The sequence below is a fragment of the Desulfosoma caldarium genome, assembly GCF_003751385.1.
Lineage (GTDB): Bacteria > Desulfobacterota > Syntrophobacteria > Syntrophobacterales > DSM-9756 > Desulfosoma > Desulfosoma caldarium.
Window position 1 is genome coordinate 40,046 of the sequence record NZ_RJVA01000012.1, and the last position, 24,838, is coordinate 64,883.

Below are 24,838 nucleotides of genomic sequence, written 5' to 3' on the forward strand. Positions count from 1 at the left end.
CCTGGGGGGGTGAGTGTGATCGGGCAGCCACAAAGGTCGTCCTTCCATCCGACACGGGCCGCCCATAGAAGAAGGGAAGGTGGCGCCTGCCAGATGAAGGGGGCGCGTTCATGGCCATGAGGATACTGCACCGTCTCGGTTCTGAGGTGTGGTGGGCGGTGTGAATGCTGGTGATTTTGAAAGCCCCGCGGGATGCCATGGGCCGCGAAATGGTTCATCGATGGGGGGCGTACGTGGTTTCCACAAATGAAGTTCGTGAACCCATGGCTAAGGCTTGATCAGGTGGGCGGGAAGAAGGCGCCGCGTAAGCTCAGCTCGAAATGAGCTGGGAAAAGGCTTTTGTCCCAAGCACATGGCCAGCAAATCCATGTCGTCCAGGGACAAAAGGGCTTCGAGTTCCACAAGATCCTGCTCGTTGAGTTCGTTGGCGTGATCCTCCCAAAAGCGCGAAAGAATGAGTTCCAGTTCCTGAGTGGCGCGCCGCCGGCATAAGTAACGCAGCCTTCGCCGCATCCTGTCTATGGCCTCGTTTTCAGGAGAATGAACCTTGTCGGTCGCCATAAAAATCCTTCCTGCTTCGTGATTCCCCGTGTTCACCGGAGCATTCATTTCGAGTCGAGACACATTCCCTCACCCACGCGATGACTTCCTCAATGACTGCCTTATGGTACAGCATGGCCACGTGGCTCATGGGCGGCATCCAGCGCACCCGCCAATGGCAGCAGGTGGGCACCAGAGCCTCCGTGGGAAGCACCATGTTGTCCACGGGAGACGCCAATGCCACGCATGAAAGGTTCTGGGGCGGAAAGGAGGCCTCGTGTTGTTCGATTTTTTCGATGAGCGGGCTTCGATACCCGAGGGATCGGCCCAGTGCCCCGAATGCCAACACGGCCAGGCGGCTTCCTTGGTGGGGAGTGCCCAACGTCAAGCAGCCGGCCAAGGTGTTGGGGCCGACAGAGACGGCGGCGTGTCGAGCCAGAAGGCCGCCAAGACTGTGGCCCACGAGCAGAATGGGCCGCAAGGGTTCGGCACGGCGCAAGGTTTTCAGGTGGTGGGCAAGCCGTGCGCTAATCTGAAAAAAATCGGCGGCCCAACTCTCGTAAGACCATGGGCGCAGATCGTGAAAGCCCGCCCGCCTTAAGGCCCGATGCAAGGGTAGAAAAGCGCTGCGATTATGGTAAAGACCGTGAATGGTGATGACGATGGGATCGGCGTTGTCGAAGCGCCGCGAGCGCTTTTGGCGTTCGGGAAGCAGCCCCAGGGGATAGGTGAGCAGGGCCAGGGTCTGGGCGAAGATGGCCCACAGAAATCCTCGAAGCACCCAGCGCCCTGGACGGCCTTGGAACCGGTTTCGTAGACTGTCCGAAGTCATTCCGTTGGCCGTGTCATACCAGAAAAGAATATAGGTCACAGCGGCAAAGAGAAGGATGCAAGCCAGAAGAAAGCACAGCACGCCGGTCACAGCCAACCTCTTTCCTTCAAAAAACCGAGAACATCCTTCAGCTCGGGGACGCAGCCGTCGGGAGCCGGTATATTACCGTTGAGGATCTCGGCCAGGACGGGTCGCTCCCTTTCCGGCCGGCACAGAATCCACAGGCTGTGCATGCCGACGCGGCGTGCCGGAGCGATGTCCAGTTCATAAGAGTCGCCGATCATCCAGCACCGGTCAAGGCCATGGCGGCGCGCGGCGCCCAAGGCCTGTTGATAAAGCGATTCCGAGGGTTTCTTGACGCCAGCTCGGTAGCTGAGAAACCGAAAGTCCACGAGAGCGTCGATTTCCCCGCAGGCTTTTTGAAATCCTAAAAAGAACGGATGCCAGATGTTGGAAATAAGCCCCACGCAGTGTCCCGCCTCCTTGAGGCGGCGAATTAGAGGCGTGGCTTCGGGGATTTGCCGCACGCAGGCAATTTGATCATGCCACACGCGGCGAACTTCCCGTGCCAGCGTGGTCCGTTCAATGGAAGGCAGCAGCTGTGCCATGGCTTCACTGATGGTTTCGGGGTTTTCGGCGTTCAAGGTCATCATGAGCTTGCCCACCGCTTTGGTTTGATCTTCGTTAAGGTGAAGCGCTGCGCCGAGCAGGCGTCGTGGGGATGCGGGGGCACCGGTGACCAGAGTCTGTCCGATATCGAAGAAAAAAGCGGCCTGAGGCATGATGCGTCCTCAAAGGTTTTATTCCTGTCGAAAAGGAAGGCCGTCCCGAAGGCAGCGTTCGGCCCGTTCCAATTGCCGGCCCAGGTAGAGGGCGTGATTGATGTCCGAGAGCGCGTTGTCTCGTGCCAGTTCATGTTGAATGCGGGATGCTTTGGCGTGACGATAGGTTTTGAGCGTCACATCGCCGTAACGGTGTTCCACCAGTATATGGTCCCCGTCCAAAGAGATGCGAAAATAGCCCATGGGGTCTTCTCGGTAGGTGAACGACTTCTCTGAAGCTATCAGGGCCGCTCGATCCGACTGCCTTGCATCGATGGAAATGGAATGGCTGAAGATCGTCATGGGTCCGGGGGGCAGAGAAACAGCTCTCGCCACGTGGTGAAGCACGGCCATGAGGCCGTAGAAATTCACCAGCCAAGCATCCAAAGCGTTGTGGGTGCGAAATGAAGCCGTGAGCGTCAAAGCCCCCTGAAAAAGACGAAAGAAAGCACTCACCAGGCAGGGATGCCCTGAATCTGCCACCAGATCCCGTCGCGGATCCCACAGGACGGCGTAGGCCTTACGATCTTGAGGGTCTTTACGAAGACGGTCGATTACGGCCTCAAGACTGTCCACGCCGAAATGGGCGCGCAAACGGTTTCCGTAGTTGTAGGTTTCGTCCGGTTCTATGGACCCGCTGAGGATGTCCTGCTGGTAGCGATACAGTTTTTCCGGATCGAACCCGTAGCGCTGCAGCAGAGCTTCAGGCACCGGGGCGGGATGTTCCACCACCACCTTGATGTTTTGCAGTTCTCGCCGTTCTCCCTTAGCCAACGTGACGGGTACCCCGAACCGATACAATAAGGCGATGAGATCCTTCCAGGCGCTCAAAGGGTCATCGGCCACGATGGTGTGGGCTCGAGGGTTGCTTGGATACACGGCCACGCGCACCTGGGGCAGAGGGATGCGCAGGCGCTGTGCCGGACTGCCGGAAAGGGGTTGATAGTTTTTAAGGAACCGTATCAGGTCTTCGGCTTCGGGATTGTCCTGAGGCGATCCGAAGGAGAGGATGGCGGGCGGTCTTTTAAAATGTTCTGGGCGCACCAGATCGTCGATGACGCGTCGAGTGCTTCGAATTCGAACGGGCATGGGGGTTCCGTGCGCCGTGGGTTCATAGGCCACCGTCGCGTCTCCGTAGGGTTCCAGACCGTGCTCAAAAAAAGCCTGCAATTCCTTGAGAGATCCGGATCGATCCCGGCCGTAAACCACGAGGGTGTCGATCTGAGGATTGTAAAGAAGGTTTCTCAAAAGTTCACGAAGCCCGTTGCCGTAAAGGGTGCCGACAACGGCCACGGGGCTGGTGTCGGGATAAAGGTCGGCGCCGCGTCGCCGCAGCCGTTGGAGCACCACATCAGGTCGAGACCACAGGGTCAGAAGGCCCACGGTTCCGGTCGGGTTAATGCGCAGGATCTGTTCCTCACAGTGAAGCGGAATGAACACCGGTTTCATGAGTTCGGAATGAAATCGGTGGCGGGCGTGCGCCGCCGGGACGTGATGTTGCGAATGTCGGACAGAATATAGTCGTAAGTTTCCGGTGAAATGAGCAACCGTTCAAAGGTTTCGATTCCCGCTTCTCGAACTGCCCGCTGCCAAAACAGGTCGCGTTCCGGAGTGGCCGAATCATAGGTGTGTTCGTAATAGACGGCTCGTATGCGCGCCGTGGCGATGAGTTTCAGGCACACATAGCAGGGCGCCAAGGTGGTGTAGAGCGTGGCCCCTTCGACAGAAATGCCGTAGCGGGCGGCCTGCGCGATGGCGTTGGCTTCGGCGTGGCTTGCCTTGCAGAAGTTGTACTTGTCCACGTCGGGAATGCCCAGGCTGCGCCGATAGCAGTAGGGGCGGCCATCGGGCAGGTCGGGTTGATCGATGCAATGGGGCGCTCCGGGCATGGCCCCATTGTATCCCGTGGAAAGAATATGGTTGTCCTTGACGATCACTGCGCCGGTGGGTCTGGAATTGCAAGTGGAGCGCGTGCTCACGATTTTGGCAATGAGCATGAAGTATTCGTGCCAATTGGGACGTTGCCTCGGCATCGTGTTTACCTATGATCCGTTTTCCGCCACCTGGTGATACAGAAAGCAGCGCACCATATGACCTTTGGCGACGGGTTCCAGGGATGGCACCAGGCGCCGGCACATTTCCATGGCTTTGGGGCAGCGTGGATGGAAATGGCAGCCTTCGGGAGGATGCAGAGGACTGGGGAGGTCTCCCGTCAGGCCTTTGCGCTCCTTTTTTTGGTTCGGATCGGGAAAAGGCGCTGCTTCCAGCAGCGCCTGCGTATACGGGTGCATGGGTGCGTTGTACAGCGTCTTTTTGTCGGCGGATTCCACGAGACGCCCCAAATACATGACGGCCACACGATCACTGATGTGGCGGACCACCGAAAGGTCGTGGGACACGAAAAGATAGGTCAAGCCGAACTGTTCCTGAAGGTCCATGAGCAGGTTGATCACCTGAGCCTGAATGGACACGTCCAAGGCGGACACGGGTTCATCGCAAATGATGAGTTCCGGCTGCAGCGCCAAGGCTCGAGCGATCCCAATGCGCTGGCGTTGGCCTCCGCTGAATTCATGGGGGTACCGGTGAATGTGTTCCGGCCGCAGCCCCACCACTTCCATGAGGTGGCGCACCCGTTGCTGTCGTTCGGCGGGCGTGCCCACCTTGTGAATGACCAGCCCTTCTCCGATAATGCGCCCCACGGTTTGACGCGGGTTCAAGCTGGAATAAGGGTCCTGAAAAATGATCTGCATGCGACGGCGCAAAGGTCGCAACTGGGCACGGCTTAAAGCCACGATGTCCAAGCCAGAAAAGATGATGCGACCTGACGTTGGCCTTTCCAACAGAAGAATCACGCGACCCAAGGTGGACTTCCCGCAGCCGCTTTCCCCCACCAGCCCGAGGGTTTCTCCTTTGCGAATGGTCAAGCTTACACCGTCCACGGCCTTGACCACGCCCACCTGGCGGCGAAACACCCCGCCCGTGACCGGATAGTGTTTCTTCACCTGATGTAGAACCACCAGGTCTTTCGAAGATTCCGTGTGTGCTATCAGCCTTTCATTCATCCTGAATTATTCTGATCCTCCTTGACGTAAAGCCAGCATCGCACCTGGTGCCCAAGTTCTATCGTCATCAGAGGCGGTTCTTCTGCATAACAGCGGTCCATAGCGAACTTACAGCGATCATTGAACCGGCATCCCGCAGGCAGGGCCAAAAGGCTGGGAACCACACCTGGAATGGCTTCCAACCGGCGTTTATCGTCTTCCACCAGGCTGGGAATGGACCGCAGCAGTCCCTGAGTATACGGGTGTAGAGGATGATGAAAAAGCTCAGACACCGGAGCCTCTTCGACGACGCGCCCGGCGTACATGACCACCACATGTTCGGCGGTTTCCGCCACCACGCCCAAATCATGGGTGATGAGCAAGACGGCCGTTCCCGTGGTGCGCCTGAGCTCGTCCATGAGTTCCAGGATCTGCGCTTGAATGGTTACATCCAAAGCCGTGGTTGGTTCGTCGGCGATGAGAAGCCGCGGGTTGCAAGCCAAAGCCATGGCAATCATGACGCGCTGGCGCATGCCGCCGCTCATCTGATGCGGGTAATCGCGAAGGCGGGATTCCGCTGACGGAATCCCCACCATGCGCAGCAGCCCCACGGCGCGATCCAAGGCTTCCTTACGGGAAAGCTTCTGATGCAGCTCCAGCACTTCAGCGATTTGGTCCCCGACACGAAACACAGGGTTCAAGGACGTCATGGGTTCCTGAAAGATCATGGAGATTCTGTTGCCGCGAACATGGCGCATGTCAGGTTCGGAAAGCTGCACCAAGTCTGTGCCGTCAAAGAGGATGCGCCCGGAAACAATTTTTCCGGGAGGTTCGGGAATGAGCCGCATGATGGACAAGGCCGTAACCGACTTGCCGCAACCCGATTCGCCGACCAAAGCCAAGGTCTTTCCCGACTCGAGGGAAAAGCTCACATCGTCCACAGCCTTGACCGTGCCGCGATCCGTAAAGAAGTACGTGGTCAGATGATCCACCTGAAGCAGAGGGGGCATGGGAAACGGTCCTTTGTTATTCACGCAGCCGGGGATCCAGCGCATCGCGCAGGCCATCCCCCAAAAGGTTAAATCCCAAAACGGAAAAAAGAATCATGAGGCCGGGAAAGGTGACGGCCCACCAGGCCCTCAAAATCAAGGCTCGACCATTGGCCAACATGGCTCCCCATTCCGGAGTGGGCGGCTGAGCGCCCAGCCCCAAAAAGCTCAACGCGGCGGCTTCCAAAATGGCCGAAGCAAATCCCAATGTCGTTTGCACAATAAGAGGGGCCAGGCAATTGGGCAGAATATGCAAAAAAATCAAACGGCCATCACCGGCTCCCAAGGCTCGAGCCGCCTGGACGTAGTCCTTGGCGTATTCTTCCAAAACGGAACCACGGACCAGTCGCGCGTACCGAGGAATACTCACCACGCCGATGGCGATCATGGCGTTTTGTAAACTGGGCCCCAAAAAGGCCACAATGACAATGGCCAAAAGTATGCTCGGAAAGGCCAGCAAAAGGTCCATAAAACGCATGATTCCATTGTCTAGAACGCCTCCGTAAAAACCGGCAACAGATCCCGCCAGGGTGCCGAAAAAAAAGGCGATGGACACGGAGACGACGCCCACGACCATAGAAATGCGGGCCCCGTAAATGAGGCGGCTCAGAAGGTCACGCCCGAAATCGTCTGTGCCCAGCACATGAGCCCAGGAGCCACCATGTTGCCAAACGGGCGGTTTGAGTTTTTCGTACAGAGATTGTTTCAGCGGGTCATGAGGGGCCAGAACGGGGGCCAAAATGGCCATGGCCAAAAAAAGCACGATGATGAAAAAACCGGCCACCGCCGTCTTATTCTTTCGAAGCCGGCTCAGAGCTTCCGCGAAGGGGCTGTAAGAAGGCTCCGCACGCGTGGCGGCTTGAGAAAGGGCGCTTGAACTGGATGCGACGTGGGCAGCGTGCATGTTAGGACACCTTGATGCGAGGGTTGATCCAGGCGTAGAGAATGTCCACGACCATGTTGATGGTCACAAAGGTGGTGGCAATCAGCATGGTGCCTCCTTGCACCGCATTGAAATCCCGCGCGTAGACAGCGTTGAGAAGCCAAAGGCCGATACCCGGCCAGGCAAAGATAGTTTCCGTGAGAATAGCGCCCCCGAGCAATATACCGAACTGCAAGCCGATGACGGTGATGATAGGGATAAGAGCGTTCTTGAGGGCGTGTTTGTAGTGCACAAGGTGTGGCGGCAGTCCCTTGGCTCTGGCGGTGCGAATGTAGTCCTGGCGCAACACTTCCAGCATGCTGGAGCGCGTGATGCGGGCAATGATCGCCATGGGAATGGTGCTCAGGGTAAAGGCCGGCATCACGATGTGCCACAGCGCGTCTCGAAAGCCTTTCCAGTTGCCGGTGAGCACACTGTCCACAAGGAGCAAACGGGTGATGGGTTCCACGTGCACATCGTAGCTGAGTCGGCCGGACAAGGGAAGCCAGCCCAGATGCAGGGAAAAGATGATCATGAGGATTAGGCCCAGCCAAAAGATGGGCATGGACACGCCAACCAGGGAAAAAAGCATGCTGGAATAGTCAAACACGGAGTATTGGCGCGTGGCGGAAATGACTCCGGCCAGCATGCCCAGGCTAACGGCAAAAACCATGGCCGCCAAAGACAGTTCCACGGTGGCGGGAAAGCGTTCGGCGATTTCGGTGGTGATTTTTTCATTGGTGCGCAGAGCGCGGCCCAAATCGCCGCGCACGAGCCTTGAGACGAACATGGCGTACTGGACGTGCAACGGCCGGTCCAAACCCAGTTCCCGGCGCAGTTCCTGAAGGGCCTCTTCGGACGCCCGTTCTCCCAGCATCATTTCGGCGGGATCTCCGGGCACCAGGTGAATCATGATAAACACCAACACGGAGATGCCAAACACGGTGGGGATTAACGTCAGCGCACGTCGCAAAACAAACGCAACCACAAGTTCCTTTCCTTGGCTATGGGGTCAAATCTTGATTGATGCCAAACTCTAGCCACGGACTGGCATGGTCAGATCTTCACTTATGCCATGGGTCACATCCTAGATTTGTGGACAGGCTGCCTGGAGCGTGTCCGACAATGCCTCCTTTGCGCCGTTCACGGCTCATCGGTCCCCGAAGGGTTTGTTTCGAATCAGCGGGGTTCCGGGAATCCACAATGTCCAGAACGTTCTGCACCCCCGCGTGCGCGGGGGTGACCACTGGGCAGCCGAGATGGCTTCGAAGCTCCGCTATGGACTCCCGCATGCGCGGGAGTGACGGGCTGCGGTGTTCGCACATAGCCATCTAGGCATCGATCCAGACCTTGTGCAGACGGACGCTGGACGTCGGGTGCAGCTTGAAGTTCATCACGGACTTCTTCATGGGCCACACCACCAAAGAGTGTGCCACGTTGATCAATGGCACTTCTTCATGGATAAGTTCTTGAGCCCGCCGGTACAGCTTGATGCGTTCCTCTTTGCTGGATGCCTGTTTGGCCTTCACGATGAGCTCGTGGTACTCTTCGTTTTTCCACTGCGTGCGCACGTTGGGATCGGCATAGCCGTCCAGCAGCACGGCCAGAAAATTATCCGGATCCCCATTGTCTCCCGTCCAGCCCAACTGAAACAGGTCCATGGATGGATCTTGCTCCCGCTGCTTTTTGAGGTACGTGCCCCATTCAAAGGTGACCAGTTCCACATCGATGCCCACCTTTTTGAGGTCCGCTTGAATGGCCTCGCCTACCTTCATGCCGTTGGGATTGTACGGCCTGGGCACGGGCATGCTCCAGAGGGTAATTTTGGTCTGGCCGGCTTCTTTGAGTTTGTCAAAGAACTTGGCTTCCTCCAGGAGTTTTCTAGCCAATTCAGGGTCATAGGGATGGTCTTGAATGTCGTCGTTGTATCCCCACATGGTGGGTGGAATGGTGTTCTTGGCTACCTGCCCGAGCCCGTAATAGATGTTGTCCACGATGGCCTTCTTGTTGATGGCGTGGGCGATGGCTTTGCGCACCCGCTTGTCCTGCCAAAGGGGTTTGGTGTGGTTGAAGCTCACGTAGCCGATGTTCATGCCCGGCTGAGACACCAGCTTCAGGTTGGGATCCTTGGAGGCCAGCTCGATATCTTCCGGGTTTGGAAACTGGCAAATATCGATATTACCTGTCTTGAGCTCCAGAAAGCGTACGGAGTTGTCGGGAATGGTGCGGAAGATGACCCGATCCAGGTAGGGCCGTCCGTTCCAGTAGTCAGGATTGGCATCTAAAATGATGCGATCGTCTTTGATCCATTTGACGAATTTGAAAGGGCCGGTTCCCACGGGATTGCTTTTAAAATCGGGGCCTAGCTTCAGCACTGCGGTCGGACTCACGATGGCGGCGAAATCCATGCCCATGTTGGCGATAAAGGGCGCCTCAGGCCTCAGCAGCTTAAAGACGACCGTGTAGTCGTCCACCGCTTCGATGCTTTCCACGATCCTGTCCATCTCCATCGACAGCCAGTATTCCGCCGGGGGCTGGTCCTTGGGGAATTCCCATTGGGTCTTGAAAAACTTGACTTTCTTTTCCTTCATCATGCGGCCCAGGGAAAAGACCACGGCATCCGCGTTGAAATCCGTGCCGTCGTGAAATTTCACGCCCTTGCGCAGATGAAAGGTATAGGTCAGTCCATCGGGCGACACGTCCCAGGATGTGGCCAAACCGGGGACGATGTCTGTGGATTCATCGGCATACAGGACCAATTGGTCGTAGACGTTGTCGCAGATCATGAAAGAATTGCCGTCGGTTTCAAAGGCAGGATCCAGCCCCACACTGTCGCCGCCTCGGCCGAATACCAATGTCCCACCTGTTTTGGGCGTCGCCGCCGAAGCCCCGACAGCCCACAACATACCCAGAACCACGACCCATACGCTCAACCGCCTCATCCTCATTGCTCCTTTCCTTTGGGTTGTGTTTTAGGGCGCTCCCGCTTTCCACCACGATCACCTTTGGCTGTTTTTAGCGTTCATGCCGTGGAAGCACCTCTTCGTCCCAGGGTTTTTTCACCGTGCCTCCGGCTTTCCTCTGAGAGACGTTCGAACGCCTAGCTTTCCCCACGCCGGAAAAACAGGTGCACAGGTAGCAGATCTTGTGTACAATGTCAAAATCATCGATGGGGAGAAAATTGAAGCAGGAAGGAAATGCTGTGGCGCAAAAATCAGAAAAGGACCCCACAAGCTTGAAGGAATGGATGGACCGCGTCAAGGAATCCATGGGAGGGGGGGGATCCGACCACCAGAGACGCAAGATGCATTTTTCATTCTGGTATTTTCTGCTGGCCCTCTTGGTCATCTCCTGGATTCACGATGTGATGGTCCAGCAACAGCGCATTCAGATTGCCTATTCGCAGTTTAAAGAGTTGGTGCACCAAGGAGCCGTCAAAAACCTGGTGATTGATGCAAATCGCATCACGGGAGAAATCACGCAGGGAGACCTTGCCAATCGACGGTTTGCGACCGTGCGCGTGGAAGACCCCGACTTGGTTAGGCTTTTAGACCAGCACGGCATTGCCTACACGGGGCGCCTGGAAAATCGTATTCTGGAAGCCATTCTCTCCTGGCTTTTGCCCATGGCGATCTTCATTCTCTTTTGGGGTTTTCTTATTCGGCGCATGGGGGGAGGACCCCAGGGGGTTTTGTCGGTGGGGAAGGCTCGCATGAAAATCTATGCCGAAAAACAGGTGGGCATCACCTTTGACGATGTGGCAGGCATCGACGAAGCCAAGGTGGAATTACAGGAGATTGTTGAATTCTTAAAAAATCCTGAGAAATTTCAGCGACTGGGCGGAAAGATTCCCAAAGGCGTCTTGCTGGTGGGCGCTCCGGGTACGGGCAAGACTCTCTTGGCCAAGGCCGTGGCGGGAGAAGCGGGCGTCCCGTTTTTCAGCATGAGCGGGTCCGATTTTGTGGAAATGTTTGTGGGAGTGGGAGCCGCGCGCGTGCGGGATCTGTTTGCGCAAGCCAAGCAGAACGCGCCCTGCATCATCTTCATCGACGAACTGGACGCCCTGGGCAAGGCTCGGGGCTTGAATCCCGTGGGTGGCCATGACGAAAGGGAACAGACCCTGAACCAGCTTTTGGTGGAAATGGACGGCTTTGAAGCCAATTCGGGTGTCATCATCATGGCGGCAACAAACCGCCCGGAAATCCTGGACCCGGCCTTGCTCCGCCCTGGCCGCTTTGATCGTCATGTGGCCGTGGACAAACCGGATATTCGCGGGCGTGAAGCCATCCTCAAGATTCATACTCGCGACGTACAACTGGCCGACGATGTGGACTTGCAAAAGGTTGCCGCCATGACCCCTGGGTTCGTGGGGGCGGATCTGGCCAATCTGGTCAATGAAGCGGCCTTACTTGCGGCACGGCGCAACAAGGACGAAGTGGGCATGGCGGAATTTCAGGAAGCCATTGAGCGCATCATCGGGGGGCTGGAAAAGAAGAATCGGGCCATGAACCCCAAGGAAAAGAAAATTGTGGCGTATCACGAGGCGGGCCACGCCCTGGTGGCCATGAGTGTGCCGAATGCGGACCCGGTGAACAAGGTGTCCATCATTCCTCGAGGTATCGCCGCTCTGGGCTACACGCAGCAGATGCCGACCGAAGACCGCTACCTCATGACTCGAGAAGAACTCCTGGATCGCCTGTGCGTGCTTCTGGGGGGGCGCGTGGCGGAAGAACTGGTCTTTGGTGACGTCTCCACGGGGGCTCAGAACGACCTGCAGCGGGCCACGGACATTGCTCGCAGCATGGTCATGGAATACGGCATGAGCGAAATTCTCGGCCTGATGAGCTTTACGCGGGAACCCCGTAGCGCGTTTCTGGATGTGGGCATGACCCCTCGAGGCCGTGAGTACAGCGAAAAGACGGCACAGGAAATCGACGCCGAGATTCGGCGCCTCATTGAAGAAGCCTACAACCGCGTGCGCGGCATCCTCACGTCCAAACGCGCCTACCTGGACCAGATGGCCCAAACCCTTTTAGAACAGGAAGTCTTGGAAGGGGAAGCCCTTCGTGAACTGGAAAGCCAGGTGCGCAGCACTTGAGGCTTTGAAAAAAGTCGCTTCACAACACCGCGCCGCCTTTTGCCGCGGCAGGAGCACCGCAACGTACGATAGGGTTTCGTGGGTTGCGCGGTGCTTCTTCCTATTTCGTCGGTCTCTCCCACAGCTGGCCATGGAAGGGAAGAGGGGATTCCTTGACGCTCGAACGGTTTTTTATGATTGAAGTCATTCCGCCTTCACGGTTCAAAGCTTTACGGCTTTGACATGAAGGAGGCCAGGTACCATAAGGGGAGGTGGTCCTGGGCGTGTTTCAAGGCGGCGTCCAGCTGGGCGTAGTCGGGTTGATGGCGGGCCAACAGTCTCCAAAAGGCGCTGTCGTGCCGAGAATGCCGGCTGTGACACAGCTCGTGGATGATGACCATCTCCACCAACTCTGGAGGTAGGAAAAGAAGCGCTGCATTAAGGCTCACGGTGCCTCGCGAAGAGTAGCTGCCCCAGCGCGTTTGTGGCGTGGTGATTCTGACCCGCGCCCATGAAAGACCGGTGCGCCGAGCCACGACATGCACCCAAGGTGTCAGCACCCGTTTGGCTTCTTCTCTGAGCCATCGGCGTAAAAGCCGGCAGCATGCGGGTACCTGGGAAACATCGCCTTGCAGCTGAAGCCGTGGCGGGCGGTGGGTCCAGGTGAGTTCCAGAGTCTTGACGGAGCCGGGTCCATAAACCACGGCCCAGGTGGTGTTTACGGCTTTAAGAAAAATGCTTTGCGGCAGGATGTCCGGTCGCCGAAAGGTGCGGCATCGATCCTCAATGCCGGCAAGGGCCTTTTCAATCCAATCTCGATGGTGGTGAAGGATGCGGGGAATGTGCCGCGGGTTAAAGCCCTTGGGGACTGTCAGCACCAAGCCGGTTTCCGGGCGCACACGTAAAATGACACGTTTGGCTCGCGCGTTTTCCTTCACGTGATAGAAAGGCGGCCAGGATCGGCCATCGTGGTTTTCCATCATTCCGCCTGTACTTCGCCAAAAAAGAAAACCCAACGTGACCCGTTAAGGGTTCACCTTTGTGTGGATCACGGCAGGCCTTCCGCCACAGCGTACCGGCCGCCAATGCAAGTCCTGGATGGGTGCCGCACCCCGGCGAGTCCGCTTCGCGCCTTGCGACGCTCCAATGGGGATCAAACGGAGCGTGGGGGCGCAATCCCTCCGGGACGCCCAAGCGCGCACCGCAACGACCCTATTGCCATGATGTCAAGGGGGCTGGCCCCGCTGCATCGGGGCAGCCCTTGTCGTTGTCCGTTACGGTTTCACCGTTCTACCTCCTTTGTGGCCTTCCAGGTCTGCACCAAAGACACCAAGGTGCGCACCCCGAACCCGGTCGCCCCTTTGGGAATCCAGCCCAAGTCTTTGTCGGCCCACACGGTTCCGGCAATGTCCACATGGGCCCAGGGAACGGTGTCCGGCACGAACTGCTTGAGAAACATGGCGCCGATAATGGTGCCAGCCTTGCGATTCCCTACGTTCTTGATGTCCGCCACATCGCTCTTGATGTCCTCGAAATAAAAATCATAAAGCGGCAAAGGCCAAAACAACTCCCCTAAAGGCGTGCCGATTTCTTGAATGGCCCGCATGAATCCCTCATGGTTTCCCAGAAGACCCGCCACACGATCGCCGAGGGCGATGACGCAGGCGCCCGTGAGCGTGGCCAAATCCACCATGGCCACCGGCTCAAACTGCTTGGCGTAGCTCAAGGCATCGCACAAAATCATGCGCCCTTCGGCATCCGTCGAGATGACTTCCACTGTGAGTCCCGCGTGGGTTGTGACCACATCGCCGGGCTTATACGCTCGGCCGTCCGGCATGTTTTCGGTACAGGGCATGAGGGCGAGCACACGCCGAGGAATGTGCAAGTGCCCGATGGCGTCCATGGTTCCCAAAACGGTGGCAGCCCCGGCCATGTCGTGTTTCATCTCTTCCATCTTGGCTGCCGGCTTGATGGAAATACCTCCCGTGTCAAAGGTGATCCCCTTGCCCACGAGCACGAAGGGAGGCTGATTCTCGAGACCCTGAGGGCAGTGTTCCAAGATGATGAACCGAGCCGGCTCTCGAGAGCCTTGTGCCACCGCCACAAAACCTCCCATGCCCAGTTCCTTGGCCCGGTCCAGATCCACGACCTCATAGCGCATGCCGTGATGGGAAGCGATGCGGGCGGCTGCCTGAGCCATGTGCGATGGCGTGACCACATTGGCGGGAGCAGTGGCCAGATCCCGAGCCAAGACAATGCCTTCGCACACAGCCTTGCCCTCCTGCACGATGCGGGGCCAATAGGGCAGGGGGCCTTCCGAACAGACCGCCAGTTCCCTGGGAAAGTCAGACTTTTCCACATCGCGGGTTTTCAAAGCCTCATAGCGGTACAGGCCCAACGTGGCGGCCATAAGGGCTTCCCGCACAAGGGTTTCTTCACTTTCCGGAAGGTCTTCCAAGGCCGCCGTCGAAAGAAGGACGCGCTCCACAGCCAGATCCCTGCAGCGGCGCACGGCCATGGCCGTGGCATGGCGAAAACTTTCCAGGGTCCAGTCTTTTCTTTTTCCCAAGCCCACCAGAAGGAGCCGGGCCACGGGTTCTTCGGCCGGAGCGTAAAGCAGAAGCAGCTCGGCCTTTTTGGCGCGAAAGTCCTTCAGGGCCCGACCATCCTTGAGCCAAGGCGCCTGAGAGTTCATCCATCGGGCGAATCCGGAAAGAGGGGCTTCTTCGTCCTGCCAGGCGTAAAAAATGATGATATCCCCTCTCCACTGGGAAAAAGTCCCTTCCATATGCCTCCATTCCATCCTCTTGCCTCCTTTTGTCGCATCAACGTATTCCACACGCAAACCCTAGAGCATAAAACCTCACAGAGATCCGACGATCCCCTGCCATGCATACTTGCGTTGTGGTTCACCGGCCACTGCCGCCGCCACCGCCTTCTCCTCCGGACGATTCTCCGCCTCCGGGTCCGTAACTAGATCCTGAGGGCGTCGTGGCCGAAGCCACAGCTCCTGCAAGGCCGGATTCCACGCTGTCCGTCCATGCTGCCAGAGCAGCGCTTCTAAAACCCATGGAATTCGAACCCTTGTACCAACGAGGACGGTAAGATCATGCATTGCCGCTTTGGGCCGCCAGGATGTCCACAAACTGTTCATACCACTGCTGTTCCACGTCCAGGCCAAAGCGTAGGACATGCACCAAAATGTTCAGGTCGCGGACCGTGGCAAGATCATAGCCGCGGGCCAACTGAATCTGTTCTTCGAGGTTCCCCAGGGCGCTTTGAAGTTCCAGAAAATTCTGGTTGGCCTTGAGCTCTGGATAGTTTTCGGCGGCGGCAAAAAAAGCCCCAAGGGCCCGGCTCATGGCCCCTTCCGCGGACGCTTGGTCTTTCACGGTGCCGGCCGAGAGGCTTCGCGTGCGAAGCTGTGTGACCCGTTCCAGACCACCCCATACGTGCTGCATGGAGCCCTTCATCATGTCAATAGGATAGGGGGACCAGGTCCGCGCGGCGCTTGAGCTGCACATCTATGCCGCTCCAGGCCTCTTCCACAAGGTTTCTGGCTGGACCAGCCAATTGGAGAGCGGGACGGCAAACAATCCGACCAACACAAATGCAACGATGACCACAGTGCCGATAATCATAAAGACTCCTTTGCATGAGCATCCGTTTGGCCCAATGGAATCATGTGAAATGTGCCTGTTTCGCCGTCGTAGTAAAGGAGTCGGCCGTCGTAAGCCGGTGGGCGCCCCGTGAGGATGCGCAGCACTTCCGTGGCCTGAAGGCTTCCGATGACGGCCGGGGTCGGCCCCGGCACCCCCAAGGCTTGTTCGACTTCGGAACGTTCACGGCGCGCGCCGTAGATGGCTTCGAGCCCAACAGGCGAAGAGGGTAGAAAGGTGCTGACCTGTCCGAACCAGCCGGCCACGGCCCCGTGAATCCAGGGAATGTTTCGCGAGCGACAGACTTTTTCCAGCACAAAGCGGGTTTCGAGGTTGTCCAGAGCATCCACGGCCACGCGGCATGGGCTCAACCATGCCTCGGCTTTTTCCGCGCGAAAGCGTTCCTCATGGACCGTCACGCGAATCAATGGATTCAGGCGAAGGCACTGAGCGGCGGCTTCCGATGCCTTAAGTCGGCCTATGTTTTGGGCATGGGAGAACCATTGGCGGTTCAGGTTGGACGGGCAAAAGAGGTCGTCGTCGCAGAGCACCAGATGCCCGACACCGGCACGAACCAGAAGCTGCGCCACGGTCCCGCCCAGCCCGCCGCAGCCCAAAACGAAGACGGCGGATTCGGCGAGAACCTTTTGTTCTTCCAGCGTGATGGCCCAGAGGTTTTTGAGGTACCGAACGGGAAGAATACCTCGAAGGAGGGCTTCGCGTTGCGCCACCCAGGGCGCGAGGCCTTCCGCTGCGGCCCAGGCCAAGAGATCCGCGTCTTCCACCACACGAACCTCCTTGCCTCCATATTCCAGCGATGTCGTCAGAAAAGGCGATGCCGTCACCGAAAAACTCCTGGTTCAAGGTCCCCCTGCCCATGCCAAGACGCCTGGCGGCGAAAACTTTCACATCGTGCCATGGATAGCTACCACAGGCCATAAGGGAATCCAAGACGTTCGGTAAAGTGTGAGGGAAAACGGCATTGACAAAAAAAAGGGGGGTCGGTAGCTTCGAACACCTAAAGGAAAGGCCGCGTTTTTCGCGGGCTAGGCAGCCTATGAAGGTCTCGGTAGCCTGTGTGGGGCGCCGCAAAGAGAAGGAAAGTGCCGGCCCGCTGCCGAAGATCCGGTTAACGGAGGGGGAAAGCCATGACCGATCGTATTTACAATTTTAATCCCGGCCCTGCTACATTGCCTTTGCCGACCCTGGAAGAAGCTCGAGAGGCCTTGGTCAACTACAAGGGGTCGGGAATGTCCATTCTGGAAATCAGTCATCGGTCGGCACTGTTTGAAGAGGTGCTGCAGTCGGCCATCGCCCGAGTCAAAAGGCTTCTGGGGTTGGATGACCGATACGTGGTGCTTTTCATGCAGGGTGGAGCCAGCCTGCAATTTGCGCTCGTGCCCATGAACCTGGCTTCCGATGCCGCGCCGGTGGACTATGTGGACACGGGCACCTGGTCCACCAAGGCCATCAAGGAAGCGCGGATTCTGGGCAAGAACGTTCGCGTCGTCGCTTCGTCGGAAGACAAGGAGTTTACTTATATTCCTGAAAATATTCCCATAAACACCGATGCGGCTTACCTTCACATCACCTCCAACAACACCATTCGAGGCACGCAGTATCGATCATTTCCTTACGCGGGTTCCGTGCCGTTAGTGAGCGACATGTCGTCGGATATTTTCAGTCGCGTTTTTGACCCCGCGCCGTTTGGGCTGATCTATGCCGGAGCTCAAAAGAACGTGGGCCCTGCGGGGGTGACGCTGGTCATCGTGCGAAAGGACATGCTGGAACGCACTCCGGCGAATCTGCCGACCATGTTAAAGTACACCACACATGCGGAAAAGAATTCCCTCTACAACACACCACCCTGCTTTGCCATTTACATGGTGGACCTGATGCTTAAGTGGTTGGAAGAAGACATTGGCGGCCTTGCCAAAATGGAAGCCATCAACCGAGAAAAAGCTGCCCTACTTTACGATTACATGGACAGTCAAGATTTCTATCGAGGCACGGCACGGCCAGATTCCCGTTCGTGGATGAACGTGACCTTTCGGTTGCCTTCGGCCGACCTGGAGAAGAAGTTCATCGACGAAGCGCAAAAGGCCGGCCTGGGGGGGCTCAAAGGGCATCGGTCCGTGGGTGGGTGCCGAGCGTCCATCTACAACGCCATGCCGATACAAGGGGTTCGCGCCCTGGTGGAATTCATGAAGGACTTTGCCACAAGGAATGGCTGAGGCGCCCATTTTCCTTTAAGGAATTCCTTGCTCGTGCCGAATCTTTTATGGAAACCTTTCCGCGGTGCCATGAGGGTCAAAGCGGCCCGAGGCGTGCAGCCGGCTTTCATGGAGCGTTCCCCAAGGAGTGAAGCAGGACGTGGCGGCAGTGACATCTCCAGCGAAGAGTTTGAGGCCCGGGGCCGCCGTCGACATTGTGCTCAGAGTCGATTTCTATCGGGAAGTCATGGACGTGCGTCGTGCCATGATCTATGACGTGGAGGGCACCACCCTAGTGGTGTCCCGCCCCACGCCCGATGTGAAACCGGATCATGTGGGCCGGCGGTGCACGGTCACCTTTGTCGTTCGCGAAAATGAATTCAAGAACCGCTACGGTGTGCCTGCCAAAATCGTCGAGCTAAAGGATAATTATACTATTCGCAAAGGTGCCTCAGTACAGGCCATGATTTTGAAGGTTTTGGGAAGCGTGGAGCCCTTCAATCTGCGCATGGCCTACCGCGTGCGGCCCCCCATTACCAGCGGCATTGCCCTTGAAGTGAACGGGGAGAGAGTCAGCATCTTGGATATTTCCACGGGAGGAGCCCGCTTTCTTTCCTCGGTAAGGCCCCCCTTGCAATATCGCCAGCGTGTGGAAATCGTGTTGCATCTGGACGACACGTCCCACGCGTTCCATGCCTTTGTGGTTCGAACTCGTGAGCCCGAGTCTCGAGGCAGTGTGCGGGCGGCTCAGGAAGTGGCCGTGCAGTTTTCAGGAATGGATAAGCGCGTGCGAGAATACTTGGCCAAGCGCATTTTGCAGATCGATCGAGAATTGCGCGCCAAGGGTCTCGAGAAAACCTGAGCAATCAGGACCACGCGAAGCACCGCCAGACCGTTTTTGTGAAGAGGAACGGTTGTCCCTAGGTTTGTTGGCCGCCGTAACGCTGGCTCTGACATCGTTCATTGATGCCGTTTCGCTTCTTAGAGGCTTCCTCTCACCTTCAAGAGGGTAGGCCCTTGCGGTCGCTCATGTGCTTGCCCTTGGAGCCCCCTTTCGTCAGCGCGTCTGGAATCATCAGTCCACGGGATCCTTGATGGGAGAACGGTCGTCCCGCCCGCCGGCTCCGCGTGCTAGGGGCCCCCGCCTCCGGGGAAAACTCCTTGTGGGCACTCGTGATAAAGCAGCCTGCCCACTAGAGAAAACCTCCGTGCAAGTATTGTGACCTCGCACTGGACTGGACCAACCATACGCGTTGGATTTGGTTAGCAAAAGGTTGTGTGATGGAAAAAAAGAGCGGTTAAGCCAGCTCGAAGAAAGCGATAAAAGGCCAATGGTCAAAGCGAGATCGTGCCGGACATTCTCAAGGACCACAAAACCATCGTGGATGGGGCACGCGAGCACGATGTCAAACAGAGCGAGATTCAGCAATCGGTCGATACATTAAATGCTTTCGGGACGCAGGCTCAAGAGTCTTTTCGAAATCCGTGGAAGCGGCCGAGCAGAGGGAGCTGAAGCGGCACCGTGAAAAGATTGGCGAATGGGTGCTGAAAATCGAGGTTTTAAAAAAAAGCCGAGGCTGCTCACAGCCAGAAAGAGAGCTCGTTTTACGATGGAAAACGGTGCTAGAAGCCCAGGGCCATAAAGTGAGTTGGCGCAAGGTCGCTGAATGGGTGGGGTTTGTGGGTCGACGGTGAACGACAGACCCCGAAGGTGCAAGCCGGCTGGGGTTGATCGGCAGGTGGAACAGGCCATCGATCAGCCTATTCGGCGTTATCCCCGTTATGGTTTTCGAAAGATCACCATCATGCTTTGTCGGCTTATGGGCTTGATGGTCAACAAGAAAAAGGCCCAGCGAATCATTGGGCGCCATGGTTGGACCGTGTTTCAACGTAATGGAGGAGGCATGCGGCCTCGTGCTCAAAAGAAACCCTCGGTGGCAGAAGGTCCCCATGAGCGTTGGCAACGGATTTGACCCACTTTTTCTGCTTGAATTCCGGGTGGTGTCATGTGGTTGCGGTGATCATCTGTTGGAACCGGGAGATTGTGGTTTATCGCATCAGCCGGCGACAAAACGCCAAGGTGGCGAAAAGGGGCTTTGGAAGATGCGCTCATTCGCCGATTTGGACACAATAAAGCCGCCTTCCGAGGACTTGCCCTGAGAAGTGACAACGGGCTTGTCTTCACGTCCAAACGCTATCTCAAGCCGGTGGGTGCTTGGGGTCTGCGCCCTGATGACATCACCCCTGGAATGATCGAGCGGTTCATGAGAAGGCTTACATCCGGCTCAACCTGTTTTCGTCTTTTCATGAGGCCAGGGGGATCACCGAGGGCTGGAACCAAGTGGACAACACAGATTTTCTTCGGGGCAACCACCAAAACCGCCTTTTGCTCATCTGGCCTTAAAGCCGGTTGTCAAGGCCTGGAGCGAAGGCTGAAGGGTCACTACTGGTTGCTCTTGATGCGGACAGGCAAGCCAAAAGCACCGCGTACACCGTATAACGCACATTTTGGTCATGATTCCTAGGGATCAAGACACCGTCGAACGGCCGGATTTCCTGGCAATCGGCATGGATACCTCGCGTAGGGGCAGGCCCCCGTGCCTGCCCCGATGGCCCCTGTGCCTGCGCCAATCCGGGGCAGCCACAAGGGCTGCCCCTACGTTGAGGTGGCGGGATGCGAGGTTCCAATGTTGGTGCGGCATGTCGTCCACATGTTGTCGCCGGATGGGGTGCAGCGGTGGCCATCAGATGGGGTGCAGCGGTTTAAGACGATCACAACCCGTCGGTATGGGCACCGGGCGAAAATGTCGCCTGCCCTGCAGGCCCTCCACCCCGTGCCTGCCTTTTGGGCACGCCCATCGATACCGGGACACCGTGTAGGGGCATCCCTTGTGGCTGCCCTGTTGGCTCTGCCCCTACGTAATGCGGACAGACAAGCCAAAAGCAGCGCGGTCACCGTAGCGCGCATTTTGGTCATGATTCCTAAGGGTCATGACACAAGCCCCTTGTGACGGACCCTGAAGGAGCGGGGCAAGCCGCGATGATAGGTAGGCGAGGAGCGAAGGGGATGCGGGGGTGGTGATGATGGTGCCGCGCGGCACTGCTACAATCGCTCGTGCAGGAGGTCCTGTGCGGCGGGAAGGCCGCCTCGAGACTGCGCCAGAAGGACCGCTCGCACGATGGCCTTTTCCACGACCTGGGCGGCCAGCATCCCCACGATGCTCACATCCACCGGGTCCCGTTCTTCGGTGCTCAGGGCAAAAATCGTGTCGCCATCCACTTGCGTGTGGCAGGGAACGATGACGCGGGCCAGCCCATCGTGAGCCATCTGGGCGACCTTGGTGAGTTCCGTTTTGGTGAGGCGCGCATTGGTGGCGACCACGGCCAGCACGGTGTGGTCGGATGCGGAAAAGTCCCGCAGCCGTTCTCGATGGGCCATGGCCCGGGCCGTATCCACAAATCGATGGGATTCCGGATTCTCTCGGCATCCGGCAAGAATGCGTCCTCCTTGTGGTGCCACCACATCCCCGAAGGGATTGACCACCACCAGGGCGCCAACACGCACGCCGCGAGGCGTTTCCGTAAAAAAGGATCCCAGTCCACCTTTGGTGGCGCGGGCAAGCCCCTCAAGCTTTCCGACGGTGGCCCCGCACCCGGCCCCCACGGATCCCTGGGGAACCGGTCCCGCCTGCGCCTTGAGGCACGCTTCCATACCCAGCGCGGCATCGGGTGTTGGGCCGCCTTTGTTGATGCCCAAATCAAAAATAACGGCTCCGGTCACCGTGGGTACCACGCCGTATTCGGTGGTAAACCCCACACCCCGTTCTTTAAGGTAACGGCGCACGCCGTCGAAGGTGGCCAACCCAAACGCACTACCTCCGGTCAGGACCACGCCGTGCACGCGATCCACCAAATGCACGGGATGCAGGCTATCGGTGCCACAGGTGCCGGGAGCGCCGCCTCGTATGTCCACGCCGGCCACGGCGCCTCCTTCGGGAAGAATTACCGTGCAGCCTGATGTTCCGCCGGGCACTTCCGCATGGCCGACCCTGAGACGTCCCACGGCCGTCAGGGTGTCGTTTGAGAGCGTGTCATTGCATGCCATATTTTTCCACAACGGCTCGTCGAAATCGTGGCGTGTAGAGAAGTTCATAGGTCTCTTTCTTGTCGGGATATTCGCGGTAGGCGTATTGACGGACCCCTTCCACTAACCGGTGGACTTCTTCAAGGGAAAGATTGCCCTGGCGTATAACGGCCAAAGCGAAATCCACGAGGCGTTGCAAGCGGCGCGCCTTACGTCGGTCTTCTTCGTGGGAAAGCATCGAAGCCATAGGGCGTTTTCGATCCTCATCGTCCAGCATTTAGCAAGGGACCTTTACCTATCATGAGAATAGCGGAACACGTTGGAGCCTTGACCAATGGCATTGCCAACGAGCTTCGGCACGGAAAGACGACCATGCTTTGCGGCGCTCCCACGGACCACAAGCCCTTTCTTCCGCGCGGCGAGGGGCCTTTTGGGCAGGCGGTCGGCCCGTCGCCGCAGGCTTGGGCGTCAACGCGGCGTTCCCATGCTGAGGATCTGCCCGGTGCCGTGAGATTCTGCCGTCATGGCGTGAGAAACGGACGTGATGGCTTCATAGCTCTTGATCAACCGGTTTCCCAGCGTCTTGCACAGCCTTCGGTAGAAACGCATGGCACTTTCCGGATGCTTTTCCAGAATGGCCTTGACCCGATCCCCGGGCATTTTAACCAGGCGCGTTTCGGTCAGGGCTTCTGCCGTGGCCGAATACGTGTCCCGATCAAAAAGGCTGGACCAGCCGAACACTTCCCCGGGACGGCTCACCAGATAAGCCACATAGGTGCCTTCTTTAAACGAAAGCTTCACATTGCCTTTGAGCATCACATAAAAATGGGTCGCCGGGTCCCCTTCTCGAAACAATGTTCGCCCCGGCGCGACGTCCTCTTTTTCGCTGATCTCCATGAAAGCCTTGATGAGATCATGCTCCATGTCACGAAAGAGATCCGATTGCTGAATAAACATGACCCTTCCTCCTTTCTCCATGAACGTCGGCCAGGTTTCGGCGCCTTCATTGAAGCCTTCATGCCTCGACGTCAGGCTCTGCACGCCGAAAACACCGACCATCAGTGCGACGAAATGCCCTGAAAAGAACCCCGTGAAGGGCACTTTTCAGGGCGTCGCCTGATCATTTTGGGAGGCCGTGCGGTCATGGCAATCTCCGTTTTCGGGCATTTCTTCATCACGCCTGCTCTAAATGGAACAAAATTCAGCCGCCCAATCAAGAGGCCTCACCCGAGCAGGCCGCAAATACCTTGGCGATGAAGCTTAGATGAGCCTTTTCCTGTTCCGCAAGATCCCGAAGGATTTCCGATGCGGCCGCATCCTTGGCGGTGGCTGCGGCATTGCGGTACAGGTCGTAAGCTCGGTATTCAATGTCCAGAGCCAGTTCGGCAAAGGCATAGCACGAAGACACGGGAAGGCTTTGCATCTTCTTGACGGCTTCCTCCAACGATTCTCCCCCTTCCAGAATGGTTCCAGAAAGGGACGCAAAAAGGTCGTCAAAAGGGGCCAAGGGCTCGTGGCGAGGGGATGCTTCCAGAAGGCGGTACACGGCCTGCGCATGGCGGCGTTCCCACTCAACGAGTTTTTGTGCCGTATCGGCCCACGCGAATTCCTGAGCTGAAGACAGCGTGTAAAAGCGAAAAGCGCCTTTTTCCAGATTCATGGCTTCCTGGAGCATATCGGCCAGGGAGGCCTTGTCGGCCAGAAGGCGCACTTTGGGAAAATCCAACAGCTCCTTCCCATCCCAGGCCATGTAGCCCCCTTGGAGGTTGATCACGCGAGCCGGCTTCAGGTCACTTTCGGCGGCCATCAAGGCGGCAGCCATGGAGCGGCCTCCACTGGCGCAATAGAAAAGCAGTTCTTTGCTGGGATCCAGTTCTCGCATGAGCTTTTCAAAACGGCTTAAGGGCATCAGTCGCGCTCCGGGAATGTGGCCCGCAGCGTATTCCGCGGGTTCCCTCACGTCGATGAGTTCATAGTCCTTTTCCCTGTGCTGCGCGCGGTAGGTTTCCAATTCGTCGATAAACAGGCTTTCCACGGCCTGAGCGGTCCCGGACTTTTGTGGCATGGCGCCTTCTCCTTTGCGATCGCGGTCGTTTTTCAAACCAACACGCATTCGTGCAGATGGCGTTCAAGGATTTTTTCTTCCATGAGCACAATGCGGCGGATCATGACATCGAGGATTTTTTCCATCAGGTCCGGAAACTGGTGCAAAATCTTTCGAAAAGTTTCCCGATCGATATAGAGCACGTCCACGTCCGTAGCGGCTCGAGCTCCAAATAGCCTTTGAATGTTCGCCAACAGAGCCAGCCCTCCGAAGAACGCGCCCGGCTCCAGGTCGTGAACGATGACGGAGTGGTTTTCATACTGGCGAACCATCTGCACCGTACCCGCCACGAGAATGTAGCCTTTGTCATCGGGCTGGCCTTGTCGAAACAGGAATTCGCCGCGCCGAAAACGGCGCCTATGGCACATGAGCGCATAAACCCGAAGACGTTCCAAGGGAATGGACGAAAACACATCGGTGCGGCGAAGCCATTCCAGGTTGTCATCCAGTTCACAGGTTAGGGTTTCGGCGGGCTTTGGCTGCGACGTCTGCATGG

Annotated in this window: 24 protein-coding genes; 4 read left to right on the top strand and 20 right to left on the bottom strand. The window is 57.5% G+C overall.

Features of this window, described 5'->3' with window-relative positions; translation table 11 throughout:
- Positions 1-267: 267 nt before the first annotated feature.
- From EDC27_RS08390 to EDC27_RS08435, 10 genes are all read right to left on the bottom strand, one after another.
- Entirely contained in the window at positions 268-513 is a 246-nt protein-coding gene (locus tag EDC27_RS08390) for a succinate dehydrogenase assembly factor 2 (protein WP_170161701.1), read from the bottom strand.
- Between the two features lie 19 nt (positions 514-532).
- Complete coding sequence (locus EDC27_RS08395) at positions 533-1,462, bottom strand: esterase/lipase family protein (RefSeq protein ID WP_123290187.1); 930 nt, start codon at positions 1,460-1,462, stop codon at positions 533-535.
- A complete protein-coding gene (locus EDC27_RS08400) occupies positions 1,459-2,154 on the bottom strand; it encodes an HAD family hydrolase (protein ID WP_123290188.1) in 696 nt (231 codons plus the stop codon). The genes EDC27_RS08395 and EDC27_RS08400 overlap by 4 nt, the downstream gene beginning before the upstream one ends.
- A gap of 18 nt (positions 2,155-2,172) precedes the next feature.
- A complete protein-coding gene (locus EDC27_RS08405) occupies positions 2,173-3,642 on the bottom strand; it encodes a thymidylate synthase (RefSeq protein WP_123290189.1) in 1,470 nt (489 codons plus the stop codon).
- Entirely contained in the window at positions 3,639-4,226 is a 588-nt protein-coding gene (locus EDC27_RS08410) for a deoxycytidylate deaminase (protein ID WP_123290190.1), read from the bottom strand. Before EDC27_RS08410 ends, EDC27_RS08405 begins: the two co-directional genes overlap by 4 nt.
- 9 nt (positions 4,227-4,235) lie before the next feature.
- Positions 4,236-5,255 (bottom strand): ABC transporter ATP-binding protein, encoded by a 1,020-nt coding sequence (locus tag EDC27_RS08415; RefSeq protein ID WP_123290191.1) that lies wholly within the window; start codon positions 5,253-5,255, stop codon positions 4,236-4,238.
- On the bottom strand, positions 5,252-6,244 hold the full coding sequence (locus EDC27_RS08420) for an ABC transporter ATP-binding protein (protein ID WP_123290192.1): 993 nt from the start codon (positions 6,242-6,244) through the stop codon (positions 5,252-5,254). Before EDC27_RS08420 ends, EDC27_RS08415 begins: the two co-directional genes overlap by 4 nt.
- 16 nt (positions 6,245-6,260) lie before the next feature.
- On the bottom strand, positions 6,261-7,187 hold the full coding sequence (locus EDC27_RS08425) for an ABC transporter permease (RefSeq protein ID WP_123290193.1): 927 nt from the start codon (positions 7,185-7,187) through the stop codon (positions 6,261-6,263).
- A 1-nt stretch (position 7,188) separates the two neighbouring features.
- The gene (locus EDC27_RS08430; protein ID WP_211334833.1) at positions 7,189-8,193 is read right to left on the bottom strand and encodes an ABC transporter permease; all 1,005 of its coding nucleotides are present in this window, start codon (positions 8,191-8,193) and stop codon (positions 7,189-7,191) included.
- A gap of 343 nt (positions 8,194-8,536) precedes the next feature.
- Entirely contained in the window at positions 8,537-10,147 is a 1,611-nt protein-coding gene (locus tag EDC27_RS08435; RefSeq protein ID WP_123290194.1) for an ABC transporter substrate-binding protein, read from the bottom strand.
- Between the two features lie 305 nt (positions 10,148-10,452).
- Here EDC27_RS08435 and ftsH point away from each other — a divergent pair, with 305 nt between their 5' ends.
- Positions 10,453-12,303, top strand: coding sequence for an ATP-dependent zinc metalloprotease FtsH (gene ftsH, locus EDC27_RS08445; protein WP_123290528.1), 1,851 nt, complete (start codon positions 10,453-10,455; stop codon positions 12,301-12,303).
- A 209-nt stretch (positions 12,304-12,512) separates the two neighbouring features.
- Here ftsH and EDC27_RS08450 read toward each other — a convergent pair whose 3' ends face one another.
- The 5 genes from EDC27_RS08450 to EDC27_RS08475 all read right to left on the bottom strand — a co-directional run bounded on the left by EDC27_RS08450 (position 12,513) and on the right by EDC27_RS08475 (position 16,786).
- Positions 12,513-13,262, bottom strand: a complete 750-nt coding sequence (locus EDC27_RS08450) for a M48 family metallopeptidase (RefSeq protein WP_170161702.1) — start codon at positions 13,260-13,262, stop codon at positions 12,513-12,515.
- Between the two features lie 302 nt (positions 13,263-13,564).
- Complete coding sequence (locus EDC27_RS08455) at positions 13,565-15,085, bottom strand: leucyl aminopeptidase (protein WP_123290197.1); 1,521 nt, start codon at positions 15,083-15,085, stop codon at positions 13,565-13,567.
- A gap of 106 nt (positions 15,086-15,191) precedes the next feature.
- A complete protein-coding gene (locus EDC27_RS15990; RefSeq protein ID WP_170161703.1) occupies positions 15,192-15,353 on the bottom strand; it encodes a hypothetical protein in 162 nt (53 codons plus the stop codon).
- A gap of 36 nt (positions 15,354-15,389) precedes the next feature.
- Entirely contained in the window at positions 15,390-15,806 is a 417-nt protein-coding gene (locus EDC27_RS08465; RefSeq protein WP_123290199.1) for a LemA family protein, read from the bottom strand.
- Between the two features lie 113 nt (positions 15,807-15,919).
- On the bottom strand, positions 15,920-16,786 hold the full coding sequence (locus EDC27_RS08475; protein ID WP_123290201.1) for a HesA/MoeB/ThiF family protein: 867 nt from the start codon (positions 16,784-16,786) through the stop codon (positions 15,920-15,922).
- Between the two features lie 303 nt (positions 16,787-17,089).
- On the opposite strand from EDC27_RS08475, the gene serC reads away from it, so the two are divergent.
- The 3 genes from serC (at position 17,090) to EDC27_RS08495 (ending at position 20,127) form a co-directional block, all read left to right on the top strand.
- The gene (gene serC, locus EDC27_RS08480; protein ID WP_123290202.1) at positions 17,090-18,175 is read left to right on the top strand and encodes a 3-phosphoserine/phosphohydroxythreonine transaminase; all 1,086 of its coding nucleotides are present in this window, start codon (positions 17,090-17,092) and stop codon (positions 18,173-18,175) included.
- A gap of 139 nt (positions 18,176-18,314) precedes the next feature.
- Positions 18,315-19,016 carry a PilZ domain-containing protein gene (locus tag EDC27_RS08485; protein ID WP_148045711.1) on the top strand — a complete coding sequence of 234 codons (702 nt, stop codon included), beginning with the start codon at positions 18,315-18,317 and terminating at the stop codon, positions 19,014-19,016.
- Positions 19,017-19,845: 829 nt separating this feature from the next.
- Entirely contained in the window at positions 19,846-20,127 is a 282-nt protein-coding gene (locus EDC27_RS08495; protein WP_170161705.1) for an IS3 family transposase, read from the top strand.
- A gap of 1,130 nt (positions 20,128-21,257) precedes the next feature.
- On the opposite strand, the gene EDC27_RS08500 is transcribed toward EDC27_RS08495, so the two are convergent.
- The 5 genes from EDC27_RS08500 to EDC27_RS08520 form a co-directional block, all read right to left on the bottom strand.
- On the bottom strand, positions 21,258-22,259 hold the full coding sequence (locus tag EDC27_RS08500; RefSeq protein ID WP_123290206.1) for a P1 family peptidase: 1,002 nt from the start codon (positions 22,257-22,259) through the stop codon (positions 21,258-21,260).
- Positions 22,246-22,515 carry a cation diffusion facilitator family transporter gene (locus EDC27_RS08505; protein WP_123290207.1) on the bottom strand — a complete coding sequence of 90 codons (270 nt, stop codon included), beginning with the start codon at positions 22,513-22,515 and terminating at the stop codon, positions 22,246-22,248. Before EDC27_RS08505 ends, EDC27_RS08500 begins: the two co-directional genes overlap by 14 nt.
- Positions 22,516-22,706: 191 nt before the next feature.
- Complete coding sequence (locus EDC27_RS08510) at positions 22,707-23,195, bottom strand: Crp/Fnr family transcriptional regulator (protein ID WP_170161706.1); 489 nt, start codon at positions 23,193-23,195, stop codon at positions 22,707-22,709.
- A gap of 256 nt (positions 23,196-23,451) precedes the next feature.
- On the bottom strand, positions 23,452-24,303 hold the full coding sequence (locus EDC27_RS08515) for a rhodanese-like domain-containing protein (RefSeq protein ID WP_170161707.1): 852 nt from the start codon (positions 24,301-24,303) through the stop codon (positions 23,452-23,454).
- Between the two features lie 32 nt (positions 24,304-24,335).
- Positions 24,336-24,836, bottom strand: coding sequence for a Crp/Fnr family transcriptional regulator (locus EDC27_RS08520; RefSeq protein ID WP_170161708.1), 501 nt, complete (start codon positions 24,834-24,836; stop codon positions 24,336-24,338).
- Positions 24,837-24,838 lie beyond the last annotated feature (2 nt).

Excerpts from the sequence above, each read along its gene's own strand:
- EDC27_RS08505 (WP_123290207.1), bottom strand. The coding sequence starts at position 22,515 with ATGCTGGACGATGAGGATCGAAAACGCCCTATGGCTTCGATGCTTTCC.
- ftsH (WP_123290528.1), top strand. The coding sequence starts at position 10,453 with ATGGACCGCGTCAAGGAATCCATGGGAGGGGGGGGATCCGACCACCAG.
- EDC27_RS08405 (WP_123290189.1), bottom strand. The coding sequence starts at position 3,642 with ATGAAACCGGTGTTCATTCCGCTTCACTGTGAGGAACAGATCCTGCGC.
- EDC27_RS08415 (WP_123290191.1), bottom strand. The coding sequence starts at position 5,255 with ATGAATGAAAGGCTGATAGCACACACGGAATCTTCGAAAGACCTGGTG.
- EDC27_RS08520 (WP_170161708.1), bottom strand. The coding sequence starts at position 24,836 with ATGCAGACGTCGCAGCCAAAGCCCGCCGAAACCCTAACCTGTGAACTG.
- EDC27_RS08425 (WP_123290193.1), bottom strand. The coding sequence starts at position 7,187 with ATGCACGCTGCCCACGTCGCATCCAGTTCAAGCGCCCTTTCTCAAGCC.
- EDC27_RS08510 (WP_170161706.1), bottom strand. The coding sequence starts at position 23,195 with ATGTTTATTCAGCAATCGGATCTCTTTCGTGACATGGAGCATGATCTC.
- EDC27_RS08400 (WP_123290188.1), bottom strand. The coding sequence starts at position 2,154 with ATGCCTCAGGCCGCTTTTTTCTTCGATATCGGACAGACTCTGGTCACC.
- EDC27_RS15990 (WP_170161703.1), bottom strand. The coding sequence starts at position 15,353 with ATGGGTTTTAGAAGCGCTGCTCTGGCAGCATGGACGGACAGCGTGGAA.
- EDC27_RS08435 (WP_123290194.1), bottom strand. The coding sequence starts at position 10,147 with ATGAGGCGGTTGAGCGTATGGGTCGTGGTTCTGGGTATGTTGTGGGCT.
- EDC27_RS08410 (WP_123290190.1), bottom strand. The coding sequence starts at position 4,226 with ATGCCGAGGCAACGTCCCAATTGGCACGAATACTTCATGCTCATTGCC.
- EDC27_RS08455 (WP_123290197.1), bottom strand. The coding sequence starts at position 15,085 with ATGGAATGGAGGCATATGGAAGGGACTTTTTCCCAGTGGAGAGGGGAT.
- EDC27_RS08500 (WP_123290206.1), bottom strand. The coding sequence starts at position 22,259 with ATGGCATGCAATGACACGCTCTCAAACGACACCCTGACGGCCGTGGGA.
- EDC27_RS08390 (WP_170161701.1), bottom strand. The coding sequence starts at position 513 with ATGCGGCGAAGGCTGCGTTACTTATGCCGGCGGCGCGCCACTCAGGAA.
- EDC27_RS08420 (WP_123290192.1), bottom strand. The coding sequence starts at position 6,244 with ATGCCCCCTCTGCTTCAGGTGGATCATCTGACCACGTACTTCTTTACG.
- serC (WP_123290202.1), top strand. The coding sequence starts at position 17,090 with ATGACCGATCGTATTTACAATTTTAATCCCGGCCCTGCTACATTGCCT.
- EDC27_RS08465 (WP_123290199.1), bottom strand. The coding sequence starts at position 15,806 with ATGTGCAGCTCAAGCGCCGCGCGGACCTGGTCCCCCTATCCTATTGAC.
- EDC27_RS08450 (WP_170161702.1), bottom strand. The coding sequence starts at position 13,262 with ATGGAAAACCACGATGGCCGATCCTGGCCGCCTTTCTATCACGTGAAG.
- EDC27_RS08515 (WP_170161707.1), bottom strand. The coding sequence starts at position 24,303 with ATGCCACAAAAGTCCGGGACCGCTCAGGCCGTGGAAAGCCTGTTTATC.